This is a genomic window from Microcoleus harperi Pol14_C6, assembly GCF_036701295.1.
Classification (GTDB): domain Bacteria; phylum Cyanobacteriota; class Cyanobacteriia; order Cyanobacteriales; family Microcoleaceae; genus Microcoleus.
In genome coordinates this window covers 66,142-89,781 of the sequence record NZ_JAUBQN010000019.1, presented here as the reverse complement: position 1 = coordinate 89,781, position 23,640 = coordinate 66,142, and the positions used below count along the sequence as shown (strand labels likewise).

13 protein-coding genes and 1 pseudogene are annotated in these 23,640 nt (G+C 44.0%); 9 read left to right on the top strand and 5 right to left on the bottom strand.

The features are described 5' to 3' along the window. Nucleotides 1-55 precede the first annotated feature (55 nt). From QUA27_RS14945 to QUA27_RS14920, 6 genes and pseudogenes are all read left to right on the top strand, one after another. Nucleotides 56-1,129, top strand: a complete 1,074-nt coding sequence (locus QUA27_RS14945; protein WP_333068811.1) for an RNA polymerase sigma factor, RpoD/SigA family — start codon at nt 56-58, stop codon at nt 1,127-1,129. A 176-nt stretch (nt 1,130-1,305) separates the two neighbouring features. Continuing rightward, nucleotides 1,306-1,791: a GNAT family N-acetyltransferase gene (locus QUA27_RS14940; protein WP_333068810.1), complete on the top strand. Its 486-nt coding sequence runs from the start codon at nt 1,306-1,308 to the stop codon at nt 1,789-1,791. Between the two features lie 193 nt (nt 1,792-1,984). After that, nucleotides 1,985-2,191, top strand: a complete 207-nt coding sequence (locus QUA27_RS14935; RefSeq protein WP_333068809.1) for a glycogen debranching protein — start codon at nt 1,985-1,987, stop codon at nt 2,189-2,191. 374 nt (nt 2,192-2,565) lie between these two features. Next, nucleotides 2,566-3,561 carry an AEC family transporter gene (locus tag QUA27_RS14930; RefSeq protein WP_333068808.1) on the top strand — a complete coding sequence of 332 codons (996 nt, stop codon included), beginning with the start codon at nt 2,566-2,568 and terminating at the stop codon, nt 3,559-3,561. Between the two features lie 75 nt (nt 3,562-3,636). Beyond that, a pseudogene (locus QUA27_RS14925) lies at nt 3,637-4,119 on the top strand (PDDEXK family nuclease); the annotation flags it as partial. A gap of 213 nt (nt 4,120-4,332) precedes the next feature. Continuing rightward, nucleotides 4,333-4,746: a nuclear transport factor 2 family protein gene (locus QUA27_RS14920; RefSeq protein ID WP_190657739.1), complete on the top strand. Its 414-nt coding sequence runs from the start codon at nt 4,333-4,335 to the stop codon at nt 4,744-4,746. 286 nt (nt 4,747-5,032) lie between these two features. Here the strand turns inward: QUA27_RS14920 and QUA27_RS14915 are convergent, their stop codons facing one another. Next, nucleotides 5,033-6,565, bottom strand: a complete 1,533-nt coding sequence (locus QUA27_RS14915; protein ID WP_333068806.1) for an ATP-binding protein — start codon at nt 6,563-6,565, stop codon at nt 5,033-5,035. 43 nt (nt 6,566-6,608) lie between these two features. Further along, nucleotides 6,609-11,948, bottom strand: a complete 5,340-nt coding sequence (locus QUA27_RS14910; protein ID WP_333068805.1) for a trifunctional serine/threonine-protein kinase/ATP-binding protein/sensor histidine kinase — start codon at nt 11,946-11,948, stop codon at nt 6,609-6,611. Between the two features lie 413 nt (nt 11,949-12,361). Between QUA27_RS14910 and QUA27_RS14905 the strand changes: the two genes are divergently transcribed. Continuing rightward, on the top strand, nt 12,362-12,850 hold the full coding sequence (locus QUA27_RS14905) for a hypothetical protein (protein WP_333068804.1): 489 nt from the start codon (nt 12,362-12,364) through the stop codon (nt 12,848-12,850). A 123-nt stretch (nt 12,851-12,973) separates the two neighbouring features. On the opposite strand, the gene QUA27_RS14900 is transcribed toward QUA27_RS14905, so the two are convergent. The 3 genes from QUA27_RS14900 to QUA27_RS14890 form a co-directional block, all read right to left on the bottom strand. Then, a complete protein-coding gene (locus tag QUA27_RS14900; protein WP_190663232.1) occupies nt 12,974-13,642 on the bottom strand; it encodes a 2OG-Fe dioxygenase family protein in 669 nt (222 codons plus the stop codon). 188 nt (nt 13,643-13,830) lie between these two features. Then, on the bottom strand, nt 13,831-14,595 hold the full coding sequence (locus QUA27_RS14895) for an HpcH/HpaI aldolase family protein (RefSeq protein ID WP_333068803.1): 765 nt from the start codon (nt 14,593-14,595) through the stop codon (nt 13,831-13,833). A gap of 89 nt (nt 14,596-14,684) precedes the next feature. Beyond that, the gene (locus QUA27_RS14890; protein WP_333068802.1) at nt 14,685-15,197 is read right to left on the bottom strand and encodes a hypothetical protein; all 513 of its coding nucleotides are present in this window, start codon (nt 15,195-15,197) and stop codon (nt 14,685-14,687) included. Between the two features lie 161 nt (nt 15,198-15,358). On the opposite strand from QUA27_RS14890, the gene QUA27_RS14885 reads away from it, so the two are divergent. After that, nucleotides 15,359-17,431 (top strand): FAD-dependent oxidoreductase, encoded by a 2,073-nt coding sequence (locus QUA27_RS14885; RefSeq protein WP_333068801.1) that lies wholly within the window; start codon nt 15,359-15,361, stop codon nt 17,429-17,431. A 292-nt stretch (nt 17,432-17,723) separates the two neighbouring features. Continuing rightward, nucleotides 17,724-23,540, top strand: coding sequence for a HAMP domain-containing protein (locus QUA27_RS14880; protein ID WP_333068800.1), 5,817 nt, complete (start codon nt 17,724-17,726; stop codon nt 23,538-23,540). The last annotated feature ends 100 nt before the right edge of the window (nt 23,541-23,640 follow it).

The following is a 23,640-nucleotide window of genomic DNA, read 5'->3' as shown; positions in this document are numbered from 1 at the left end:
ATTGGTTAAAGTTAAGGGATACTTTTCAAATCATTCCACCGACACCAAGCACGATATGGCAGAATCTGACCTAGGCAGTTTTGCGGTGGCACCCGAAGCCTCATTCGCGATCGCACAAGATGAAGACACTGAGATCGATCGTCCCACGGTAACTCGCTCGTCAGCATACAACAACTGGTCGGCGGACGATCCAGTGGGAGCTTTGTTCAAGGAAATGGCTCGCTATCCTCTACTGACTGCCACCGAAGAGGTGGAGTTGGCGCGCCGCGTTCAAGAATTGGTAGCCCTGGATGAACTAGAACAGCGTTTGCAGCAGGAATTAGACAGAGTGCCAACAAAAGCTGAACTCGCAGCGGCTTTGGGAGTGAGCGAAACTCAACTGCAACAGCTTCGCCATCAGTGTCAGTCGGCGAAACGGAAAATGATCAGCTCGAATTTGCGCTTGGTGGTTTCGATTGCCAAACGCTATCTTAATCGGGGCGTGCCTTTTCTCGATTTAATTCAGGAAGGAGCTTTGGGTTTGAACCGGGCCGCCGAAAAGTTCGATCCGGAGAAGGGTTACAAGTTTTCTACTTATGCCTATTGGTGGATTCGCCAAGGAATTACCCGGACAATTGCCAATCAAGGGCGGACGATTCGCTTGCCTGTTCACATTGTGGAACAGTTAAATAAACTCAAAAAAGTTTATCGAGATTTGAAGCGTTCTCTTCAACGCAATCCAAATGAAACTGAACTGGCTAGAGAAATGCAAGTTTCTTGCGAACAGCTTCGCTACCTCCAGCAAGTACGTCGACAATCTTTGTCTCTCAACCACCGCATCGGCTCAGAAGAAAGTTCGGAACTTTTGGATGTTCTCGAAGATAACGCAACGCAATCTCCAGAAGCTCAGATGAATGAGATGATGATGCGCCAAGATATTTTGGAGGTGTTGGACAGTATTTTGACTGAGCGGGAAAAAGAGATTGTTGCTATGCGTTACGGTTTGCTGACCGGCGAACCTTACACTTTAGAAGAGGTCAGCAGTTTGTTCAATTTGTCCCGCGAACGAGTCCGTCAAATTCAAAATAAGGCAATGCGAAAGCTGCGTCGGCCTCAAGTGACGGAGCGATTGAAGGGCTGGTTGAAATAAGCTAAAAAACATTGAGTTTGCATTGTGAAAAATCTTAAAGTTATTGTGGGTGGGCACTCCAACGTCGCCCTAAATATGTTAATTCAAGGTTGACCAACTTAATTAAAAATTACAAATCAAAAATGTCTTGATGTGGTATTTTTAATTGTTGATTGTCGCGTCGTACTTACTTATTTATGTCTTCTGAGGTAATTTTGCGCCCAGCTACCCGCGCCGACGTGCCGGTGCTGTTTGATTTGATTAAAGCTTTAGCTGAGTACGAAAAATTATCTCATGCCGTTACTGGCAATGCGGTTGATTTGGAGAATCATTTGTTTGGCGATCGACCTTTTGCTGAAGCGATTTTAGCCGAGTGCGAAAATCGGGTTGTGGGCTGGGCGCTGTTTTTTTACAATTATTCTACTTTTTTGACTCAGCCGGGAATTTATTTGGAAGATTTGTTTGTGATCCCTGAGTTTCGAGGACGGGGTATTGGCAAGTCTTTGATAGTTTATTTAGCGCAGTTAACCGTTGAAAGGGGCTGCGGGCGTTTGGAATGGAGTGTTTTGGATTGGAATGAATTGGCGATCGGATTTTACAAGGGTATCGGTGCTGATGTGATGCCCGACTGGCGGATTTGCCGGGTTGCGGGCGAGTCTTTGGCAACTTTGGCATCGAAGTAATTCAGGGCGGGCTAGAAGCCCACCCCACAAAAAACTCATCTTTTGTGGAACAGGCATCTTGCCTGTGTGTGGAACAGGCATCTTGCCTGTTAAGCTAAAAGGCCGCACTTCGGTTAATTAATACCGACCTACTTAAGTGGCAAAAATATAGGAAAATTTAAGTAACAGTAGATTTTGATTGAGAGAGTAGATCGTGATTATTTGGGTAAACGAGCAAATCGATCCGTCGGGTATTCTTTATTCTTGCATTGCTTGTTGCGATGAAAGCCAAGCGAAGGATTGCCACGAATCTTTTGAGAAGAATTTGACGGCAGATCAAAAACAGCAGGGCTGGGTTGCTACTTTGCGGACTGTTAGTTCTTGGGATGAGGTGCCTGTTAATGCTTTGAAATTGAATTAAGGAGTGCAAGTCACTAGCAGCTTTAGTGTCGCCCTGTTTTGGTTCGAGAGAAATGGCAGGAAAACGTGGGACATCAGTTCGTCCAAGGCAAGATAGCTCGATCGCACATTTTTCAAATTACAAGAGGTTTGGTGAATGTGAAGGTAAAAAGCTGCAATCTTTTGGGACTGCGAGTCTGAAAATATTGTCCTGCAAGATGCGGGAATGTGGGCAAAAATTTTTGGGCCTGGAGTGTGACCAACACCCTAGGACGAAAAAGCGTGCAAGTGCGATCCTCTTCGAGGGGTCCGCTAACGACAATTCGCATTTTTCAAATGGATTTTACCATTATTATTAATAGATAAAGGCATTTCAAATTGTCAAGTTAAATTTTTATGATTGAAACCTTATTTCACGCTTATACGCCTCTCGTTATCTGGACTGGCTTGGGACTGCTGCTGTTTCGGTACATCCCAGTTGATTTTCCCAAGCTGCTGAGCCACTTTCTTTTCTGGATTGGGATACCGCTGCAAATTCTAGTTTTAGCCCGTCAAAGCGATTTTTCGGGTGCTGTGGGATTCACGCCGGCGATCGCCATATTCGTGTTATTTCTGAGTACGAGTTGTGCTTGGCTGACTTGGGTGTTATTGCGTAGGCTGAGTGCGGCCCACATCAAAAAGCCCTATTTTCAGGGCAAAAATTCTCTAGTAAATTTATTTTTGTTAAATATAAATTCCTTGAAGCGATCGAGCGAAGGGAGTTTTATCCTAGCTGCAATGTTAGGGAATACAGGCTTTGTGGGATTAGCAATCACCCCCTCTATCATCAGCACCCAGAACAACAACTGGGCAGTCTTGTACAGCGTCACTAACAACGTTATTGGAACTTATTGTTTTGGTGTATTTATTGCTAGCTATTTCGGAAATTCAGAGCAAAAAAAACACTGGCGGACTTCGATCCGGGACGTGCTGACAGTTCCCGCCCTTTGGGCTTTTTTAATTGGTTTTTATACGAGAAACATCCCCCTGCCGGAAACAGTAGAATCGGGATTGCAGACTGCTGTTTGGGTCGTAATTGCCAGTGCTTTGCTGCTGGTTGGCATCCGGCTGAGGTCTATTAAAACATGGGAAAGTTTTGAACTGGCGTTAATCCCGTCGCTGTTAAAAGTGGTAATTGTGCCGGTGCTGATCGGATTGGGTGCTAGTTATTTCGGATTGAGCGGCGATCCGAGGTTCGTGTTGGTGTTGATGTCGGGAACGCCCACAGCTCTTTCCGTGCTGATTTTAGCAGAAGTCTACGAGCTCGATCGCGATTTGTTAGCTAGCAGCATCGCCATCACTTCTGTCGGGTTGCTGTTGATGCTTCCGCTGTGGTTAGCTGGGTTTAGTTAATATTAGCTAGAGTTTCAAATCGGATTGCTTTAAAATTTCGCAGTAGAATCAACCATAACTGCACGGAAAACGACGATGAACGAGACAATAACTGCTACTGGTCTGCCTCTTGCATTCCCCGACCATAGCCAATTGCCAGACGAAGACGGTACATTTGTAAAAAATTTTCAGGAGCATCCCCAGAGTATCATTCTGACAGATTCGATCGGGCCGGTGGTAGAGCGGCTGCATCCAGACGGACAATATGCGATCGGGCAAGATTGCGGCATTTACTGGCGAGAAACTGACCCGCCAGAGCGAGGTGCAGAAGCACCGGATTGGTTTTACGTGCCGAATGTACCGGCAACACTGGACGGTTTTCGCCGTTCTTATGTACTTTGGCCCGAACACATGGCTCCGTTCATTGCTTTAGAATTTGCTAGCGGTAATGGAGAGGAAGAGCGCGATTCCCTTCGGAATAGCTTCGCTTCACGTACTCCCTTGACTGTGGCCGTTGACGGTACAACAACTAAACCCAGTAAGTTTTGGGTGTACGAGAGAATTATCTGCATTCCTTACTAGAATATTTATGAAATGAGAACTGGCAATAAAGAACTCAACAAGAACGGGAAAGAGCCGAACAAGCAGAGCGAAAAGTCACCCAGTTAGCGGAGCGACTGCGAGCAATGGAAATCGATCCCGATGCTGAGGATTGATATGAAAGTCCCAAAACTCTCTCTGTAGCGCGAGCATCCCGCACCTTACCTTTTACAATCACAAAAAACAAAGCTTATGGAAACTAAACCACCTCTACCGCCCTTTACGTTGGAAACGGCTAAAGCCAAAGTTCAAGCTGCTGAAGATGCCTGGAATACCCGCGATCCAGAACGAGTAGCCTTAGCTTATACGGAAGATTCTCAGTGGCGAAATCGTGCCGAATTCTTCAGCGGACGGGAAGAAATCAAGGCTTTTTTAAGACGAAAATGGGCAAAGGAACTAGATTACCGTTTAAAGAAAGAACTGTGGAGTTTTACAGACAATCGGATTTCTGTTCGATTTGAGTATGAGTGGCACGATGATTCTGGCTACTGGTATCGCGCCTATGGTAACGAACAGTGGGAATTTGCAGAAAATGGGTTAATGCGAAGACGTGAAGCTAGTATTAATGATGTTCCCATTCAAGAGTCAGAACGGAAGTTTCGATAGGAGTTATGTGTGAGTTGCTTAATGAAACTTAGACATTTTCTCACCTTTTTAGGGGCTGAAAACCTCTCCCTCGCAAAAGAAAGAGGTCTATGGCCTAAAAATGCCTGAAACCAGTGTAAATATTAGATTCATGCCCCTTCGAGGTAAAAGTCTTTCTCTATCTAGGTTTTAAGCCTTTTTGGCTTCAGTTTTTGTCTCAGCCCGTTACCGCAACTTTCGGAATTACTGCTGATTTCTCCCCTGCAACTGAAAACCGCTATATGATGAATTGGGCCCAATCAGTTTCCTAGACCATAGATACCGCGAAATTGCTTGGTGTACAGATAGTCGGCATCTCAATAATAAACTGCGTTCCCTGCTCTGGCGTAGAAAAACACTGTAGTTGAGCGCAGTGTTTTTCTAGCAGAATTTTTTTGCTGATTGACAATCCCATGCCTGTACCTTTTCCGATTGGCTTAGTAGTAAAAAAGGGAGTGAAAAGTTTTGAACGAACTTTCTCAGTCATGCCAATACCATTATCAGCAATTGTGACCCGAATGTCTGAACCAGTGCTAATGTTGTCATAGGAATTGCCCGGTACGACTTCAGTACGAATCAAAATTTGGGGGTGAAAAACTTTACCCTCTTCTCTACTTCCCCGCTCTTCCAAAGCATCTATAGCATTCGCTAAAAGGTTCATAAACACCTGGTTGAGCTGACCTGCATAACAGGTCACAAGTGGCAATGGACTATACTCTTTAATCACGTTAATAGCAGGACGATCTGCCCTAGCTTTTAGCCGGTGCTGCAATATCATCAAGGTGCTATTAATACCTTCGTGAATATCTACTGATTTGATTTCAGTTTCATCTAAGCGCGAAAAATTTCGTAGAGACTCCACAATCACACGAATGCGTTCGATGCCTAACTGCAAGGAAGAAAGCAACTTTGGCAAATCGTCCATGATAAATAACAACTCTCCATCTTCTATCGCTTGGAGAATTTCTGCTTCGGGTTGCGGGTAATGCAGTTGGTAGAGATTCAACATATAGATGAGTTCTTTAATATAATCTTTGGCATAGGAGATATTGCCGTAAATAAAGTTAACCGGATTGTTAATTTCATGAGCGACACCTGCAACTAATTGACCGAGACTCGACATTTTTTCACTTTGAACTAGCTGGAGTTGTGTTTCTTGCAGTTCTTTGACAAAATGCTCTAAGGCAAGAGCTTTTTGGTGTTCTTTTTCTTCACTGATACGCAGTGCTTTCTCTACTTGTTCGCGCTGCTCTATTTCTGACTGCAATTTATGACCGAGACAAAAACTTCTCAAAGCTGTTAGCACTGTAGTGTATAGCTTTGATGTCGTTAATTCAGTTTTAGTTTTATAGTCATTAATATCGTAATTGATAATAACGCTTTTTTCAGGTACTTGTCCGGGTTGGCCGGTGCGTAAAATAATTCGCACTAACTGATTGCCTAACACTTCGCGGACATATTTAACAAACTCTAAGCCAGCATCATCCGTTTCCATGATTACATCAAGCAGGATGATGGCTACATCAGGATGTTCTTGGATTAACTGTCTAGCTTCAGTAGCGGAATAAGCATTAATAAACTTTAAGGATTTATTTTCAAACACAAACTTTCTTAAGGCAATATCGGTAGCTGTGTGAACGTGAGCCTCATCATCTACAATCAAAATTTTCCAGCTTTCAGTCGAGGTATCTTCCGATACTTCATCGGCAAAAAGTACATCCTCATCTGAGTCAACTTCTTCAATAAAGAACAGTTCTTGAGATGATTTGTCAGTTGAAAAGCCGTAAATATTTTGCTCCATTACTACTCACCCTTTTTTATTACTAATGCTTTGATTGGGAAAACTACGGTTTTGACTCGATTTGTAGGGGTAACTTAATAATAAATTTCGTTCCCACTCCCACCTCACTTGTACATTCTACTTCACCCAGAAGTTTTTGGGTAACTAAATTGTAGACAATATGCAATCCTAATCCGCTACCACCCTGACCGCGTTTGGTAGTAAAGAATGGTTCAAAAATTTTAGTTAAATTTTCGGGAGGAATGCCTTTACCATCATCGGAATATTCTAAGCAAAGTTGCTCCTTATCTTGTTGCCAATCAAAAACAAGCTGACCAGATTCGCCCGGTTCGTAAGCATGAATCAGAGAGTTCATCAGTAAATTTGTGACAACTTGGGATAAAGCACCTGGATAAGAATCTATGGCAATCTTGGTGTCTCCCTTAACTTCGATCGAATGTTGGCTATTTCTCAATTTTGGTTTTAATTGGATTAAAATTTCATCCAGATAATCTCTGACCCCGAAAGTTCGTCGTTCTTCGCTAGAGCGATCGACTGCCACTTCTTTAAAGCTCTGAATCAATGCCGCAGCTTGATTAAGATTAATTAGAAGGGTGTTACTGCTCTGGGTTGCTATATCCAAAAATTCTTCTAGCTCGGAGCGTTTCATTTTGCCACTCTTATAAGTAAAAGCAAAATCTGTGCTATGTTCGACCAAAGCTGACGCAATGGTGACGCCGACGCCGATGGGAGTATTAATTTCGTGGGCGACACCAGCGACTAATCCTCCTAGAGATGCCATTTTTTCAGATTCTACTAGCTTACTTTGAGCCGCTTTTAAAGCATCCAGCGTGTTGGATAATTCGTAGGTGCGATCGCTCACTAATTGCTCTAAGTTTTGATTGAACTCCTGCAAGTTATTGTAGAGTTGGGCATTTTCAATGGAAATGGCTATTTGAGCTGATAACAATTTTAACAGTTCTAGTCTATCTGTGGTGAAAGCTCCTTCTGTCAGGTTATTTTCTAGGTAAAGAATGCCTGTCAGTTTGCCTTGGTGCAGCAGAGGAGTGCAGAGAATCGATTTCGGTTGAGTGGCTGCTATATAAGGATCGCAGGTAAATTGTCCCTCTTGGGTGGCGTTATTTAAAACTACGTTTTCCTGGGTGCGGATGACGTAGTGGGCGATCGCACTTGCCAGTTTTGGCATTTCCCCAGAAGCAGCTTCTGCATTGAGGGGAAGCGATCGCAGCACGCTAACTTCATCCTTGTTAACCGAACCTTCTGCCTCGATCGCCCAATTTCCCGCTTTTTCTAAAATCAAAAAGCCTTTTTGGGCCCCGGCATTCTCGATCGCAATTTTCATCAACCTTTCCAGTAACTTACTCAAAACAATTTCCCCTGAAATCGCTTGAGAAGCTTTCATGACTGTGGCTAAATCTAGCGTCTCCCCCAAATTAGTGCTAGTGGTCGTAAGCGCAGTTGTTGTGTGGTTAACTTGTGTTTGAGTTGTTGTCTTGGCTGATGTTCTCGCTATTAATTGGGGGTATTTTTCTTCTAAATCCTTAACTTTAGCTATAGCGCCCCAGAGTTGGTAGCTATAATGAGCGTTTTGCATATAAGCTTGGGCGATCGTTTCTTTGCCCCATGACAGGTAGAACTTGGCAGCCAGTTCGTGAGCTAGTGCTTCTTCGTTGATGTACTCGTTTTCTTTAGCAAGGGAAATAGCCTTGTCGTACATTTCGATCGCCTCTACTTTTTCCCCTAAAACCCGATGCCGTTCTGCCTCTACTAGATAGAATTTATGCAAATAATTCATTTGCCCATGATGCGCCCATTTTTGCATTTTTTCTTGATTAGCTTGTACTCGCTTCAGAATGACCTGTTGCTCTGACTGTGGAGTATCAGAATACACTGCCAACCGCACCAAAGAATCGTAAAAATGGAAGATAGGAATAACGGGCAATCCTACCATTGCATCTAAACACGTCTCTGCTAGAGCAGTATTTTCAATGCCTTCTGAGTAATTTTCAAACAAATAACAAAGGTAAATTTTGTTCAAATATATGTATGCAACTGCCGATTTGTCCTTTGCCTGCTGGTATAATGGCAACTTCAGCTCCTCATCACAGGCTTCACCCTTCAGAATGCAAGTTTTTTCGCTTTTTCCCAACAAATTTAATATAGCTTGCCAATTTATTTCTATATAATTAAGCGCTATTTCTTGCTTGACATTATAAATAGCATCTCTGTTAATTGCTATCTCTCTGTCCAGCACAGTCAGTTCTTGGCCGCTATAGTAAGCTGCACAGGAGGAATGTATTAAACTAAAGCCTGCATATTCTAAATCTCCTGTCTCTATTCCGCTAGAGTAAGCAGACATTAAAGGCTCGCAGGTTTCTCTCAGAGGCTCTTTCCAATGTTGGGTAAATATATTTACATGGACAACTGTCTTGGCTTTAATTTCTTGAGCATTTAACTTTGACAATAGACTTAAAGCTAATTGACCGAACTGATAACCCGAATCAATATCCTCGACAATTCCACAAAGAAGAAAACCATAATTGGCATAAGCAAAGGGAGAAACAGAAGCATTACCATATTGGACGGATAAATCTACTTGTTTGCACACCGTCAAGAGCAACAGTTGTGGAGCAGCAATGTATGCAGGAGCAAAGATACTTGATATAAGTCTCATAGCTGCTAGTTTATATGGATCGGTCATTTGAGGCAGGTCACTTAAATCCTCAATTCGCTTCCCCTTCAAAATTGCCGCCGTTTCCCCCAGTGCTTGCCCAATATCTGACGGGTTTGGCTCTTGGGGAAACTCCACCCCTAACAGCTTTAAAACTTGTAGCCCTCTATTAACTGCTTCTAGTAGCTTTTTCTGCGACACGGAAGCTTGAATCTGGACTTCATAGACTTTTATTTTTTCCAATAGGGTTTTGGCACAGTTTTGCACGACTGATGCTAATTTCTGCATCCGGTCAAAATCACCACTCAGAAATGCTGCCTCTGCTGCTTCGGTATGTAGTGCTAATGTCAGTTCGTAATGATGAGTCCAGCTAGAATTTGCTAGCAGTCCCAAACCTGCTTGCAAATATTGGGTAGCCGCAGCATGAGCCGTTGCTGCTTTAGCTTTTTGACCTGCGGTTAAATTAAGTTTTGCAATTTCAGTTCGTTCCGATTCATCACTAATGAGTTCAATTCCCAGATTCAAATGATCGACGATCGCAAATATATCTTCCGCTCGTTTCTCTGGTGATGTATTTTGCCACAGCAGGCGACCGATTTGTAAGTGAACAGTTTTTTTAGAACTTTCCTCAATCAGAGCATAAGCTGCTTGTTGCACGCGATCGTGTAAAAACTTATAAGTAGTAATCACCAGATGAGCTTTAACTATCTCTTCTTCCGTTGCGCCTAATTCAGAAGTGGCTAAAATTAATCCGTTTTGGATGGCTGGCACTAGCTCTTGAAAAGTTTCGGCGGTTGATTTTTCGTTGACTATCGACAGAGTATTTAAGTCAAAACTATTGCCAACACAAGCAGCTAACTGTAAAACTTGCTGAGTTAAATCTGACATTTTTCTCAATTTACCGACCATCAACTCAACGACGTTATCGGTAATCCCTACTGCTTCGATTTGTGAAATATTCCAATCCCAATTTTTTTGCAATGAATTAAAAATTAGGAGATTTTCTTCATAGAGAATTCTGAGAAACTGATTGACAAAAAAAGGATTGCCTTGAGTTTTACCGACGACTAACTCAGTTAGGGGCATGACTGTTCCTCTATCCCTACGCACAGTATCAGCAATCAACTTAGCTATCTGTTCGATATTTAAGGGAGTTAAAGTAATTTGGTTAATAGTCGCTTCTTGTTTGTGCAGCGCATCCAGAGTCATTATCAGAGGATGCGTGGGGTTAACTTCGTTATCTCGATAAGCACCAATTAGGAATAAATATTTCGTTTCCTCATCTGCCATCATTACTTGCAGCAATTTCAGAGTAGCGGAGTCAGCCCATTGCAAATCGTCCAGAAAGATGACTAAGGGATGCTCAACTGAGCCAAATATCCGAATGAATTTTTGAAAGACTAAATTAAAACGGTTTTGCGCTTCCGTAGCACCTAATTCTTGGACTGGTGGCTGTTTGCCAACGATGAGTTCTATGTCGGGAATGACATCTATAATTATTTGACCGTTATCACCAAAAGCAGCTAAAAGTTTTTCTTTCCAGCCATTGAGTTGAGTTTCACTTTCGCTTAAGAGTTGCTTGACTAATGACTGAAAAGCTTTAACAATAGCTGAGTAAGGAATATTGCGTTGAAATTGATCAAACTTCCCCGCAATAAAATAACCCCTAGCTTTAGTAATCGGTTTATAAACTTCTTGCACTAAGGCTGATTTGCCAATGCCAGAGTAACCCGACACTAACATAATTTCTGTCGTGCCATTGCTGACGCGATCGAAGCCGGCTAATAAGGTTTCTACTTCTCGTTCTCTACCATAGAGTTTTTGCGGAATTTGAAACTTATCCGTAATATCTTTTTGGGCGATCGCAAAATCTACAATCGTTCCTGTAGCCTGTAATTGTTCCAGGCATTCTTCAAAATCTGCGACGATACCCCAAGCACTTTGGTATCTTTTTTCAGCCGTTTTTTCTAACAGCTTCATCACCATATCAGAAACAACTTTAGGAATTTCTGGAGTGATTTCATGGGGCGCTACTGGTTGTTTAGCAATATGACAGTGCACTAATTCCATTGCATCGTTGTAATCGCAGGGTACTTGCCCCGTTAGCAGTTCGTAAAAAGTGACCCCTAGTGAGTAAAAATCCGTGCGGTAGTCTATCGATCGGTTCATTCTGCCTGTTTGTTCCGGCGATATATAGCTCAGAGTGCCTTCTAAAAAATTAGGATTTTTTAGGGTAGGATTCTCACGAGTTAAAACAGTAGAGATGCCAAAATCTATAATTTGAACTAGCCCTGTTGTGGAGTTAATAATAATATTGCTGGGGTTGATATCTTTATGAATAATGTTATGTTGATGAATTTGACCTAAAGCTGTGGTTATTTTAATAGCTGTTGACAAAAACTCTTCTAAGGTAAGTTTTTGAGAAGTCAACCACAGCTTTAATGATTCTCCACCACTATCCTCGAAAATGATAACCAAACTGTTCTGGTATCTTTCTAAGCTGTAGGTTTTAGGCACACTTTCTAGGTGAAGATTGCGTGTAATTTCGTATTCCTGCTTGTATCTGACTAACGAAGCTGGCATCGGATAATCTTGCTTGAGAAATTTGAGAATTATCGGTTGGTTGTCTTCCTTTCTCAGTCCTCGGTAAACTAAAGAATTGTTAGTTTCATGAATTTGGCTGGTGATTTCGTAGCCGGCTAAGTTAATCATCCTTGCAGTCTCTCTTAAATATTAATACACAGGTTTTTTTTTAGGAAGTGTCAATTTGTAAGTAGATTTATGCTCTGATACCTAATTCTACTGTGTACTTTAAAGCAAAACTTAAGCTTTACTTTAAATTGTATTTTTTAACATTTCTTAAAAAAAATACAAATAAATAAAGATTCATGTTAGGAGTGCGATCGCTCTACAGTTTCTTCCACAAGCAAGCAAAACAGAGTGAAGGGCGGGCGTTGACCTTCATAGGACATTTGTACGGCTTGTTATAGTTACTATATCTATAGCCAGATATGGGAGGACTGGCGGGGATGAATTTGACTTTTGCAAGAACTCTAAAGAAGTTTATAGAGCATCTGCGATCGTGTAGAATCTGAAAAAATAATTTTAATGGAGTTTTATTGCAAATGAAATTTTTGGCGATCGAAACACTAATTTTTAGTTCTATCCTTCTGTCAATCTCATCATTGTCATCTGCTCAAAGTAATCAACAAGGCTCTACAATTCTACCCACAGGAGCTTACTACGCTCAAGGAACGATGTTCAATAACTCCCGTAGAGAGATTGCACATCAAAACAATAGAATCTGCATCAAGATCGTCGATGGCCCTGCAAATCCCTACAAAGGAGTCGAATCTATCACAATTAGCAGCGTGTCTTTGGAAAATGGGAAATTCTATATTGATGCCACTGGCACAGAGCTTGTATTAAACAACAATGGAAAAGCATTCTCTGGCGACATTCGCGGTACATGGGAGTATAGAGGTATCTCCCCCGATCCAAGGAGTCAACCGATACAAGCTAAAAAAATGGCAGAATGTGTAGCGGCTCAAGGACGATATGTGCAGAAGATGGAAGGAATATCCATTTCAGGAATCGATTTTCCCAAGCATTAACCGCGATCGAGAGGGGTGGGGGCGCAACCCAAAGGCGATCTGTGGGATGCAGTAATGGGTAATCGGAGTAAGGTGCGCACTGCGCACCCTACATCATTAGGTTATGCGTCCTGGACTGTATCCTCAATCGGTAAGCAAACTCGGAGAAGTCAGCACAAACACATCCCTGGTTCCCACCCCTTCAGATTCCGGTTTAATCGGTGTAGTAAAGTGGAAAAACTCGTGGTCGTTAACTAACAGCAATTCCCCTGGCTGCAGAACTTTATTAAAAACAGGCTTCTCTTTTTTAGCCAAGTACAAATGCGTTTCCCCGCCTACAATATTAGTTCTGTCAACCGAGAAAATCCCGATAAAATCAGTACCGTCTTGGTGAATGCCTTCCGGTGCGGGGTTTCCGAAATTGTGCGGCGAACAAGTCGTCCTGATTTGATGGATGCCGATTTCAGCTTCCGGGTGAATTTTGCAGGAATCGAAAAAAGCAAAAATCATCTGTTTGAAATTATCGAGGGCGATTAGCCGATCGTCCAATTCGGCAAATTCCCGCCTGATATCACCCACTAGCGGATTGTATGTTTTGCTTTGAAACAAATAGCCGTGAGGTAACTTAACTAACTCATCTCCGTTGACTGTAAACCGCGATAATCTTCTAGAACGATACTTACCTTTTACATACGGATCGACAGGCATATCGTCAAAAAATTCCTTGAAACCTTCTAGCTTAATAGAGTTTACTTTTTTGAAAGTAAACATGAAGGCATAATCCAAATGAATGGATTCTAATACGGTTTTCATAGATTTTACTCCCTGAAGCCTTGCTCCCCTCCCTAATTTTGCCTTGAGGAGGTGTATGCTTCTACTCTAGCGCAGGTTTTTTGTATGTGTCGTAAAAGACATTACAAAAATTGCAAAGATATCGTAAAGCTTGCAAGATGAATCCGGGGGCAGGTTCTTCTTTTAATTCAAAATCCCAAATCTAAAATCTAAAATCGCTTGACCGCTTTCACCAGCGACTGACAGGCCCCCAGGAAAACGGCAACATCGACCCCAAGTGTGACGTACTGAACGCCAGCATCAATCCACTGCTGGGCGATTTCGGGGTTGTCAGCAAAAGTACCCGCGGCTTTGCCTGCTTTGCGGATGGTTTGCACTGCCTCCTGCATCATGTCGATGACTCGGGGATCGCGGACTTGGCCTGGAATGCCGATCGACTGTGACAGATCGTAAGGCCCTAGAAAAATCACGTCCACCTCTGGGACAGTAACAATTTCTTCCAGGTTGTCAATGCCAGCTTTGCCTTCGACATGAATCACAACCAAGGATTCTTCGTTGAGTTTGTCGGTGATATTTGTACCTGCGGCGGTGTAAAGTCCCGCCCGCGTAGCGAAGGAAAGGCCTCGCGTGCCCAGAGGACTGTATTTAGCGCTTTTGACAGCGGTTTCGGCATCAATTTTGCTTTCTATTTGAGGTACTTGAACGCCTGCACTGCCGATGTCGAGAGCTCGTTGAATTTGCGGCCCGTCGTTTTTGCGGACGCGAATAATCGGTGCAATTCCAGTGCAGTCGGCGGCGCGACACAAATCTTCAGCAGCAAGCGGGTTCAGGGGGCCGTGTTCCATATCGATAACAGCGAAATCGAATCCAGCGTGACCGCATATTTCCATGAATGCGGGATAAGCGCAGTTCATAAATAAACCGAGGACGGTTTCGCCTTGTTTAATTTTTTGTTTGAGTTGGTTTTGACGCATAAATTGGGAGTTTTTTTACCGCCGCTGACGATCGATGAACCTAAATTATTTTTAATAATACAGCTAAAACATTGCCGTTACAAATTACTTTAGGTTAAGAGTATAGACAAAAATTTTGTAGCTGCTTTTGCTTCTATTTTAAAGGGAATCAAGCATAAAAGCCAGCCCAAAATAAACATTCCTAAAATTGGTAAAAATATTGCTCCCACGGAGGGTTCGACTAACCAAGCAAATAAAGAAAACATTCCAATACTGCCAGTTGTCCACAGCCAAAGAATCAGAATTCCTATAACTATTTTATGTAAAGTCATCCTAATTTTGATGGAACAACCGAACTGTTGGCTATGTATATCTCCTTCTATAATTGGGAACAATAAATTTCGACCGATGATGATGCGATTAATTTTGAATGTTTTGCCAGAAATTGTTCCTTCATAAGGTTTGGGAGGTGGCGGACCAAAGGGTATAATTATTCTAAAAACTTTGGGAGGAATAACAACTTCGTCCAACCTGCGTAAAACTTCCGAAAAAGTTAAACTGGTGGTAATTGTTAAACTCTCAAAAGGAATCAATGATCTAAAAATTTTGACAATTTTGAGCATAAGGTAGAGCCGGCTGTTCAATAGTTGTTGCTGGTATTAATGCCTCTTATCTAAAAAAGTTTTCCCTGACAACACCGCGAAATACCAGTATACTGCAAAATAAACATTTAGATGGCATGAGTGTTTTTCGCGCTATGTCAAAATTAATTCCACAATCTCTGATGAAACTTAGACACTATCTATTTTTGCTCAAAGGTCGATCGATCCTTAGCCTCACTCTCGGCATCATTTCCGCGATTGGGAGCATTTCGCCAGTATTTGCCGCACCTCCGCGAAATCCAGACAATGCAGAAACTTGCGACATTCTAGTAGCAGGCGGCGGGCTCGCAGGCGCTGCTACCGCTTACGAAGGTTTACTGGCGGGGCGCACAGTTTGCCTTACTGAAATTACTGACTGGGTAGGCGGTCAAATTTCCTCCCAGGGAACTTCCGCACTCGATGAAAGAGAGACTCAGCGATCGCTCTTATTTTACCCCCGCGGCTACCTAGAATTGCGGCGGCGGATCGAGCAACATTACGGCCGGCTAAATCCCGGAGGCTGTTGGGTTAGCTATTCCTGTTTCATGCCCTACGACGGTCACAAAATTCTATTTAACATCTTGCAGGATGCCGCTAGAAAAGGCAAAGGCACGCTGAAATGGTTTCCCAATACGGTTATTAAAGAACTAGCAATTACTCCTGCTGTGGCGGGGAATGCGGTTGGGGGCCAACAAATTAAAAGTGCGATCGCCATTCAACATAAAGCCGCGGCCAACACGCCACCACTCAACACGGAAACTCTGTCTCAGACGATCGAAGATGCCTATCGCTACGAAAATTCTCCGCGATTTAATAAAACTATTATTCGGTTTATTCCTAAACCACCTAACCCGTCAAATTCTCAACCTAAAGGTGCTGATTGGTACGTTGTAGATGCCACCGAAACAGGCGAATTGATCGGACTTGCGGATGTTCCCTACCGCCTCGGAATTGACCCGCGTTCCCCTCTCGAACCTTCCTCCCCCAGCGCAACCGGCGATTCTTACTGCACTCAAGGTTTTACCTACACCTTTGCGATGCAGGCAACGAAGGAACCCCAGCAGCATCAAGTGCCGTCTTTTTATCAACAATACGCTCCTTACTACAGCTACGAATTGCAGAGATTGGCGAGCTTTCCCTTAGTTTTCACCTACCGCCAAATTAGGAGCATGAGACCGGATGAAAAGCGACCTTCAGACCCGAAGCAAATCCCGATTTATCCAGGGGATATTTCGATGCAAAACTGGACTTGGGGGAATGACTATCGTCCCGGTTCTGCTGAGGATAATTTAATTTATTCTCGCGAGCAGTTGCAAGAGTCCGGTCAACTGCAACCGGGGGGATGGATGGGCGGTTTGCGAACGGAAACTTTGCGAAAGGGAGAGGAAAATGCCAAAGGATTTTTCTACTGGCTGGTAACAGGAACTACTGACTCGCAGCTAGGAGAGGGAGTCAAAAAGCCTAATCCAAACAATCGTTTTTTGAGCGGGTTGGATTCGCCGATGGGAACGGTGCACGGACTTTCTAAATATCCTTATATGCGGGAGGGCAGACGTATTATTGGGCGGCCGAGTTTTAATCAGCCTCAAGGTTTTACGGTGTGGGAAGTTGATATGTCTCGCACTGACTTTACGGCTGATTTTTATCGCCAGAATTTGTCGGAGGAAGAGTATCGGAATTTGTGGTTGGCTGTGGGTGGTTTGAATGCGCCGGCTTTGGCTGTGGGAAGTCAATCTGTTGATGATACAAAATCGCGATCGCGCGCTACGATTTATCCTGATTCTGTGGGTATCGGTCATTATGCGATCGACTTTCACCCCTGCATGACCAACAGTCCGCCGGAAGCACCGGGAAATACCGAACGCGAAGGCACTCGCAAAGCTCAAGGGCAAGCTTATCCCTTCCAAATTCCTCTGCGGGCAATGATTCCCCAGAAAATTGACAATATGTTAGTGGCAGGTAAAAGTATTGCTGTTAGCCACACAGCGGCGGCTGCTTATCGAGTGCATTCTTTTGAATGGTCTGCAGGTGCGGCGGCGGGAGTTACGGCTGCTTTTTCCCTAGAAAAGGGGATTCTACCTTATGAATTAGTGGACGAATTGCCCTCTCGCGAGCCAAACTTGGAAGTGTTACAGTTGCGGTTGCAACAAAATGCCAATCCCATCGCATTTCCGGGTACTTCTATTTTCAATAGTTCGTGGCAAAATTGGAAATAATCGCAGTTGGTAATCTGTAGGGCGGGCAGGATGCCCGCCCTACAATAAAATTCACTCTTTGTAGAACAGGGTGGAACAGGCTTTCGGGCTTGTTCCTGACACCCGACAATTAACTGGTTACCAACAAGAGCCTGCGAACCAGTATAAAATAATCAATAACAAAATAGCTGATAAACAGCAATTTGTCATCCATCTTTCGACAGAAGCAATCAGACACTGCTTTAGTCGGATAATATCAATAATCTCAAAAATATTCCCCCCTTCCCCTCCAAACTCGTCAAAGGTAACGGTCATGTCAACTGCACAGATAACAAGCCCCAATTCCAATAATGCTTATGCCAAACAGTTACTTAGAACCTTAGTGGCAGTCAAAAAAGGGGACTTTTCAGTTCGGATGCCCATAGACCAGACGGGTCTAGCGGGGAAAATTGCTGACGAACTTAACGACATTATCGATCTCAATGAGAGAATGGCGGCCGAACTCGATCGGATCGGCACAGTTGTCGGTAAAGAAGGCAAAATCGCCCAGCGGGCCACCATCGGCAGCGCCGAGGGGTCATGGGCAGCTAGCGTCAACTCTGTCAATACCCTAATTACAGATTTAGTGCAACCAACCTCTGAAACCGCCAGAGTAATTCGGGCCGTAGCAAAAGGAGATTTATCGCAAACTATCGCCTTAGAAATAGAAGACAGACCCCTCAAAGGAGAATTCCTCCAAACAGCGCAAATTGTTAACACAATGGTAGACCAGTTGAGTTCCTTTGCGTCGGAAGTAACGCGGGTGGCTAGAGAAGTAGGAACCGAAGGCAAATTAGGTGTGCAAGCTGAAGTTAAAGGAGTGGCCGGAACCTGGAAAGATTTAACGGATTCAGTTAACTCGATGGCGGGGAATTTAACAGCACAAGTGCGTAACATTGCCGAAGTGACAACGGCGGTGGCAAATGGCGATTTATCCAAAAAAATTACAGTAGATGTTAAAGGTGAAATTCTCGAACTGAAAAACACAATTAACATCATGGTGGATCAGTTGAGCTCCTTCGCATCTGAAGTAACCAGAGTTGCTAGGGAAGTGGGAACCGAAGGGAAATTAGGCGTGCAAGCTGAAGTGCGGGGAGTTGCAGGAACCTGGAAAGATTTAACGGATTCAGTTAACTCGATGGCCGGCAATCTTACCGCACAAGTACGGAACATTGCCGACGTGACGACGGCTGTGGCAAATGGTGACTTATCTAAAAAAATTACAGTAGATGTTAAAGGTGAAATTCTCGAACTGAAAAACACGATTAACATCATGGTGGATCAGTTAAATTCCTTCGCTTCTGAAGTAACGCGGGTGGCGAGAGAAGTGGGTTCCGAAGGCAAACTCGGCGGTCAAGCAGAAGTTAAAGGAGTTGCCGGAACTTGGAAGGATTTAACGGATAGCGTTAACTTCATGGCAGGCAGTTTGACAGCACAAGTGCGGAACATCGCTGAAGTGACAACCGCTGTGGCAAAGGGCGATTTATCTAAGAAAATTACCGTAGATGTTAAAGGGGAAATTCTCGAGCTGAAAAACACCGTCAACACGATGGTTGACCAGTTAAATTCCTTCGCATCTGAAGTAACCAGGGTTGCTAGGGAAGTGGGAACAGAAGGGAAATTAGGCGTGCAAGCTGAAGTGCAGGAAGTAGCAGGAACCTGGAAAGATTTAACGGATTCAGTTAACTCAATGGCCGGGAATTTAACAGCACAAGTTCGCAACATTGCTGAGGTGACGACGGCTGTTGCTAACGGTGACTTATCTAAAAAAATTACGGTACAGGTTAAAGGCGAAATTTTAGAACTGAAAAACACCATTAACGTGATGGTGGATCAGCTTAATTCCTTTGCATCTGAAGTAACCAGGGTTGCTAGGGAAGTGGGTTCCGAAGGTAAACTCGGCGGTCAAGCGGATGTCCGAGGCGTAGCAGGAACTTGGAAGGATTTAACGGATTCAGTTAATTTTATGGCGGGTAGTTTGACAGAGCAAGTACGGAATATTGCGGCTGTTACTACTGCGGTGGCAAATGGCGATTTGTCGAAGAAAATTACTGTAGATGTTAAAGGTGAAATTCTGGAGTTAAAAAACACCGTCAACACGATGGTGGATCAGTTAAATTCCTTCGCTTCGGAAGTAACCAGGGTTGCGAGGGAAGTAGGAACCGAAGGGAAATTAGGCGTGCAAGCTGAAGTTAAAGGAGTTGCGGGAACTTGGAAAGATTTAACGGATTCAGTTAACTCGATGGCGGGGAATTTAACAGCACAAGTGCGTAACATTGCCGAAGTGACAACGGCGGTGGCAAATGGCGATTTATCCAAAAAAATTACAGTAGATGTTAAAGGTGAAATTCTCGAACTGAAAAACACGATTAACATCATGGTGGATCAGTTGAGTTCCTTCGCATCTGAAGTAACCAGAGTTGCTAGGGAAGTAGGAACGGAAGGTAAATTAGGTGTGCAAGCTTACGTGCGGGGTGTAGGGGGAACTTGGAAAGATTTAACCGATAATGTTAACTTGATGGCGGGGAATTTGACCGCGCAGGTGCGGAATATTGCGGAAGTCACGAAAGCGGTGGCAAATGGCGATTTGTCTAAGAAAATTACCGTAGATGTTAAAGGCGAAATTCTGGAGTTGAAAGACACTATTAACGTGATGGTGGATCAGCTTAATTCCTTCGCTTCTGAGGTAACTCGGGTGGCGCGGGAGGTGGGAACTGAGGGTAAATTGGGCGGTCAAGCTGAGGTCAAAGGAGTTGCGGGAACTTGGAAAGATTTAACCGACAATGTAAACTCAATGGCGGGGAATTTGACAGCGCAAGTGCGGGGTATTGCTAAGGTTGTGACGGCGGTGGCGAATGGCGATTTGAAGCGCAAATTAATGCTGGAAGCTAAGGGAGAAATTGCGACTCTGGCAGATACGATTAACGAGATGATTGATACGCTGGCGACGTTTGCCGATCAAGTTACTACAGTGGCGCGGGAAGTGGGAATTGAAGGGAAATTGGGCGGCCAGGCAAAGGTTCCGGGCGCGGCGGGGACGTGGCGAGATTTGACGGATAATGTGAATGAATTGGCGGCGAATTTGACTACTCAGTTGCGGGCGATCGCCGAAGTGGCAATTGCTGTTACCAGAGGCGATTTAACGAGGTCAATTTCCGTCGCCACGGAAGGAGAAGTTGCGATCGTTAAGGACAACATTAACCAGATGATCGCCAATCTCCGGGAGACTACGCAGAAAAATACTGAACAAGATTGGCTGAAAACAAACCTTGCTAAGTTTACTCGAATGCTACAAGGTCAGCGGGATTTAGAAACTGTTTCTAAACTAATTCTCTCAGAATTGACGCCGCTGGTTTCTGCTCAGCATGGCGTCTTCTTCATGATGGAATCGGTCGAACACGATCCGTTTCTCAAACTGTTAAGTACCTACGCATACCGCGAACGCAAACAGTTAGGAAATAGATTTCATTTAGGCGAAGGTTTGGTAGGACAGTGCGCCCTGGAAAAAGAACGGATACTGTTGACAGAAGTGCCGGAAAACTACGTTAAAATTGGATCGGGACTGGGAGAATCTACGCCGCTGAATGTGGTGGTTTTACCCGTATTATTTGAGGGACAAGTGACGGCAGTAATCGAGTTAGCTTCGTTCCGCCGATTCAGCGAAATACACTTGACATTCCTCGACCAACTTACAGAAAGTATCGCCATTGTCTTAAATACAATTGCGGCGAGTATGCGGACGGAAGAGTTGCTGAAACAGTCACAGTCTTTGGCAGAAGAGTTACAAACTCAGCAAAAAGAACTAACGGAAACTAACAAGCGTCTCGAACAACAAGCGCAGTCACTCCGCGCATCTGAGGAACTGTTAAAGAGTCAGCAGGAAGAGTTGCAACAAACGAATGAAGAACTAGAAGAACAAGCGGAATTGCTAGCGCTGCAAAATAAGGAAGTGGAGCGGAAAAACCGAGATATCGAACAGGCGAGGGGGTTGTTGGAAGAAAGAGCAGAACAGTTGGCTCTAACTTCTAAGTATAAGTCGGAGTTTCTGGCAAATATGTCTCACGAGTTGCGAACTCCGCTAAATTCGCTGTTGATTCTGGCTCGATTGCTTTCTGACAATACTGAAGGCAATTTGACTCTGAAGCAAGTTGAATATACGCGCACAATTTACTCGGCGGGAAATGATTTGCTGGGGCTGATTAATGACATCTTGGATCTCGCTAAGATTGAATCAGGCACGATGTCGGTGGAAATTGAGCAAGTGTTGTTTACGGACTTGCGAGATCATTTGGATCGGACTTTCCGCCAAATCGCCCAGGATAAGAAGTTGAGTTTTAAAATAGAGCTTGAGGCTGGGTTGCCAAAAGGTCTCTATACTGATGCTAAACGGCTGCAACAAGTTTTGAAGAATCTCCTCTCTAATGCGTTTAAGTTTACAGAGCGAGGTGAGGTGAAATTGCGTGCCGAAGTAGTGCGGGAAGGGTGGAGTTTAGAGATAGAAAGTTTAAGGAGTTCCCCTACTGTTTTGGCTTTCTCAGTTAGCGATACCGGGATAGGGATTTCTGCTGAAAAACACAGGGTTATTTTTGAGGCTTTCCAACAAGCAGATGGTAGCACTAGCCGCAAATACGGGGGCACGGGTTTGGGTTTGTCAATTAGTAGAGAAATCGCTAATTTGTTAGGTGGAGAAATTAAGTTGACAAGTCACCCTGGTGAGGGTAGTAAGTTCACGCTTTATCTGCCACAAACTTACCAAGAATCGCGAATAATGAATGATACGGGATCGGGAATGGGCAAGCAAACGCCTCAATTATCCCCTGCTAATCCTCCCGCACTTCCTTTGCCGAATTTCCACTTGCCGATCGCGCCTTACCCCTCACCTTTAATTTCTGATGATCGAGAAAATATTGAGAGTGACGATCGCGTGCTTTTGATTATTGAAGATGATGTAAACTTCGCTCGAATTCTGGTGGATATGGCGCAGGAACAGGGTTTTAAAGGTTTGGTGGCTTTGCGGAGCGATATCGGTTTGGCAATGGCCCGAGAGTTCAAGCCAACTGCGATTATGCTGGATCTAAATTTGCCTGTGATGGATGGCTGGACAGTGCTCGATCGCTTGAAGCACGACCCAAGTACGCGCCACATTCCGGTTCACATTGTATCAGTTGAAGAAGGGCGGCAGCGCAGTTTGCAGTTAGGGGCGATCGCCTACTTACAAAAGCCTGTCAGTCGCGAAGCATTGAGCAAAGCTTTGACTGATATTAAGGGGTTTGTCGAGCGACCCGTGAAGAATTTGCTAGTCGTGGAAGACGACGAAACGCAGCGTCTAGGTATTGTGGATTTAATCGGTAATCACGATGTTTCTACCACGGCTGTGGGGAGTGGTGCAGAGGCGATAGAAACTTTGAAATCAGGGCATTTTGACTGCGTTGTACTCGATTTGGGACTACCAGATATGACTGGTTTTGAACTGATAGAGCAGATCAAGCAAGAGGCTACTTTGAAAAGTCTGCCGCTTATTATTTATACGGGCAAAGAGTTGACAAGAGCCGAAGAAACTCAACTCAAGCGCATGGCGGAAACAATCATTGTTAAAGATGTGCGATCGCCCGAGCGCCTGTTAGATGAAACAGCTTTGTTTTTGCACCGAGTGCAAGCAAATTTGCCCGAACCAAAGCGCCAAATGCTAGAGCAATTGTATCAGACCGATTCGACGCTGGCGGGCAAAACAGTCTTGATTGTTGACGACGATATGCGGAATATTTTCGCCCTCACAAGTATGCTGGAGCGCCATAAAATGGAAGTTGTGTATGCTGAGAATGGCAGAGAGGGCATTGCTAAATTGCAAAATACGCCTGAGATAAATATTGTGTTGATGGACGTGATGATGCCAGAGATGGACGGTTACGAAACCATGCAAGCAATTCGTAATATGCCTCAATTTGCTTCGTTGCCAATGATTGCTCTGACTGCGAAAGCTATGAAGGGCGATCGGGAAAAATGTATCGAAGCTGGTGCGTCTGACTACATTACCAAACCTGTGGATACGGAACAGTTGCTCTCGCTGCTGCGTGTCTGGCTTTATCGATAATGAAGTCAGTTGGAAGTTGACTGTTGACTGTTGGCAGTTGTCAGTTGTCATTAGTGAGCAGTCAACAGTCAACAGTCAGCAGTCAACATTCAATATTCAA

Bases quoted from the DNA above. Each gene is read 5' to 3' on its own strand.
- QUA27_RS14910 (WP_333068805.1), bottom strand. From the start codon at position 11,948: ATGATTAACTTAGCCGGCTACGAAATCACCAGCCAAATTCATGAAACT.
- QUA27_RS14940 (WP_333068810.1), top strand. From the start codon at position 1,306: ATGTCTTCTGAGGTAATTTTGCGCCCAGCTACCCGCGCCGACGTGCCG.
- QUA27_RS14880 (WP_333068800.1), top strand. From the start codon at position 17,724: ATGTCAACTGCACAGATAACAAGCCCCAATTCCAATAATGCTTATGCC.
- QUA27_RS14905 (WP_333068804.1), top strand. From the start codon at position 12,362: ATGAAATTTTTGGCGATCGAAACACTAATTTTTAGTTCTATCCTTCTG.
- QUA27_RS14930 (WP_333068808.1), top strand. From the start codon at position 2,566: ATGATTGAAACCTTATTTCACGCTTATACGCCTCTCGTTATCTGGACT.
- QUA27_RS14920 (WP_190657739.1), top strand. From the start codon at position 4,333: ATGGAAACTAAACCACCTCTACCGCCCTTTACGTTGGAAACGGCTAAA.
- QUA27_RS14895 (WP_333068803.1), bottom strand. From the start codon at position 14,595: ATGCGTCAAAACCAACTCAAACAAAAAATTAAACAAGGCGAAACCGTC.
- QUA27_RS14915 (WP_333068806.1), bottom strand. From the start codon at position 6,565: ATGGAGCAAAATATTTACGGCTTTTCAACTGACAAATCATCTCAAGAA.
- QUA27_RS14900 (WP_190663232.1), bottom strand. From the start codon at position 13,642: ATGAAAACCGTATTAGAATCCATTCATTTGGATTATGCCTTCATGTTT.
- QUA27_RS14890 (WP_333068802.1), bottom strand. From the start codon at position 15,197: ATGCTCAAAATTGTCAAAATTTTTAGATCATTGATTCCTTTTGAGAGT.
- QUA27_RS14885 (WP_333068801.1), top strand. From the start codon at position 15,359: ATGAAACTTAGACACTATCTATTTTTGCTCAAAGGTCGATCGATCCTT.
- QUA27_RS14945 (WP_333068811.1), top strand. From the start codon at position 56: ATGGCAGAATCTGACCTAGGCAGTTTTGCGGTGGCACCCGAAGCCTCA.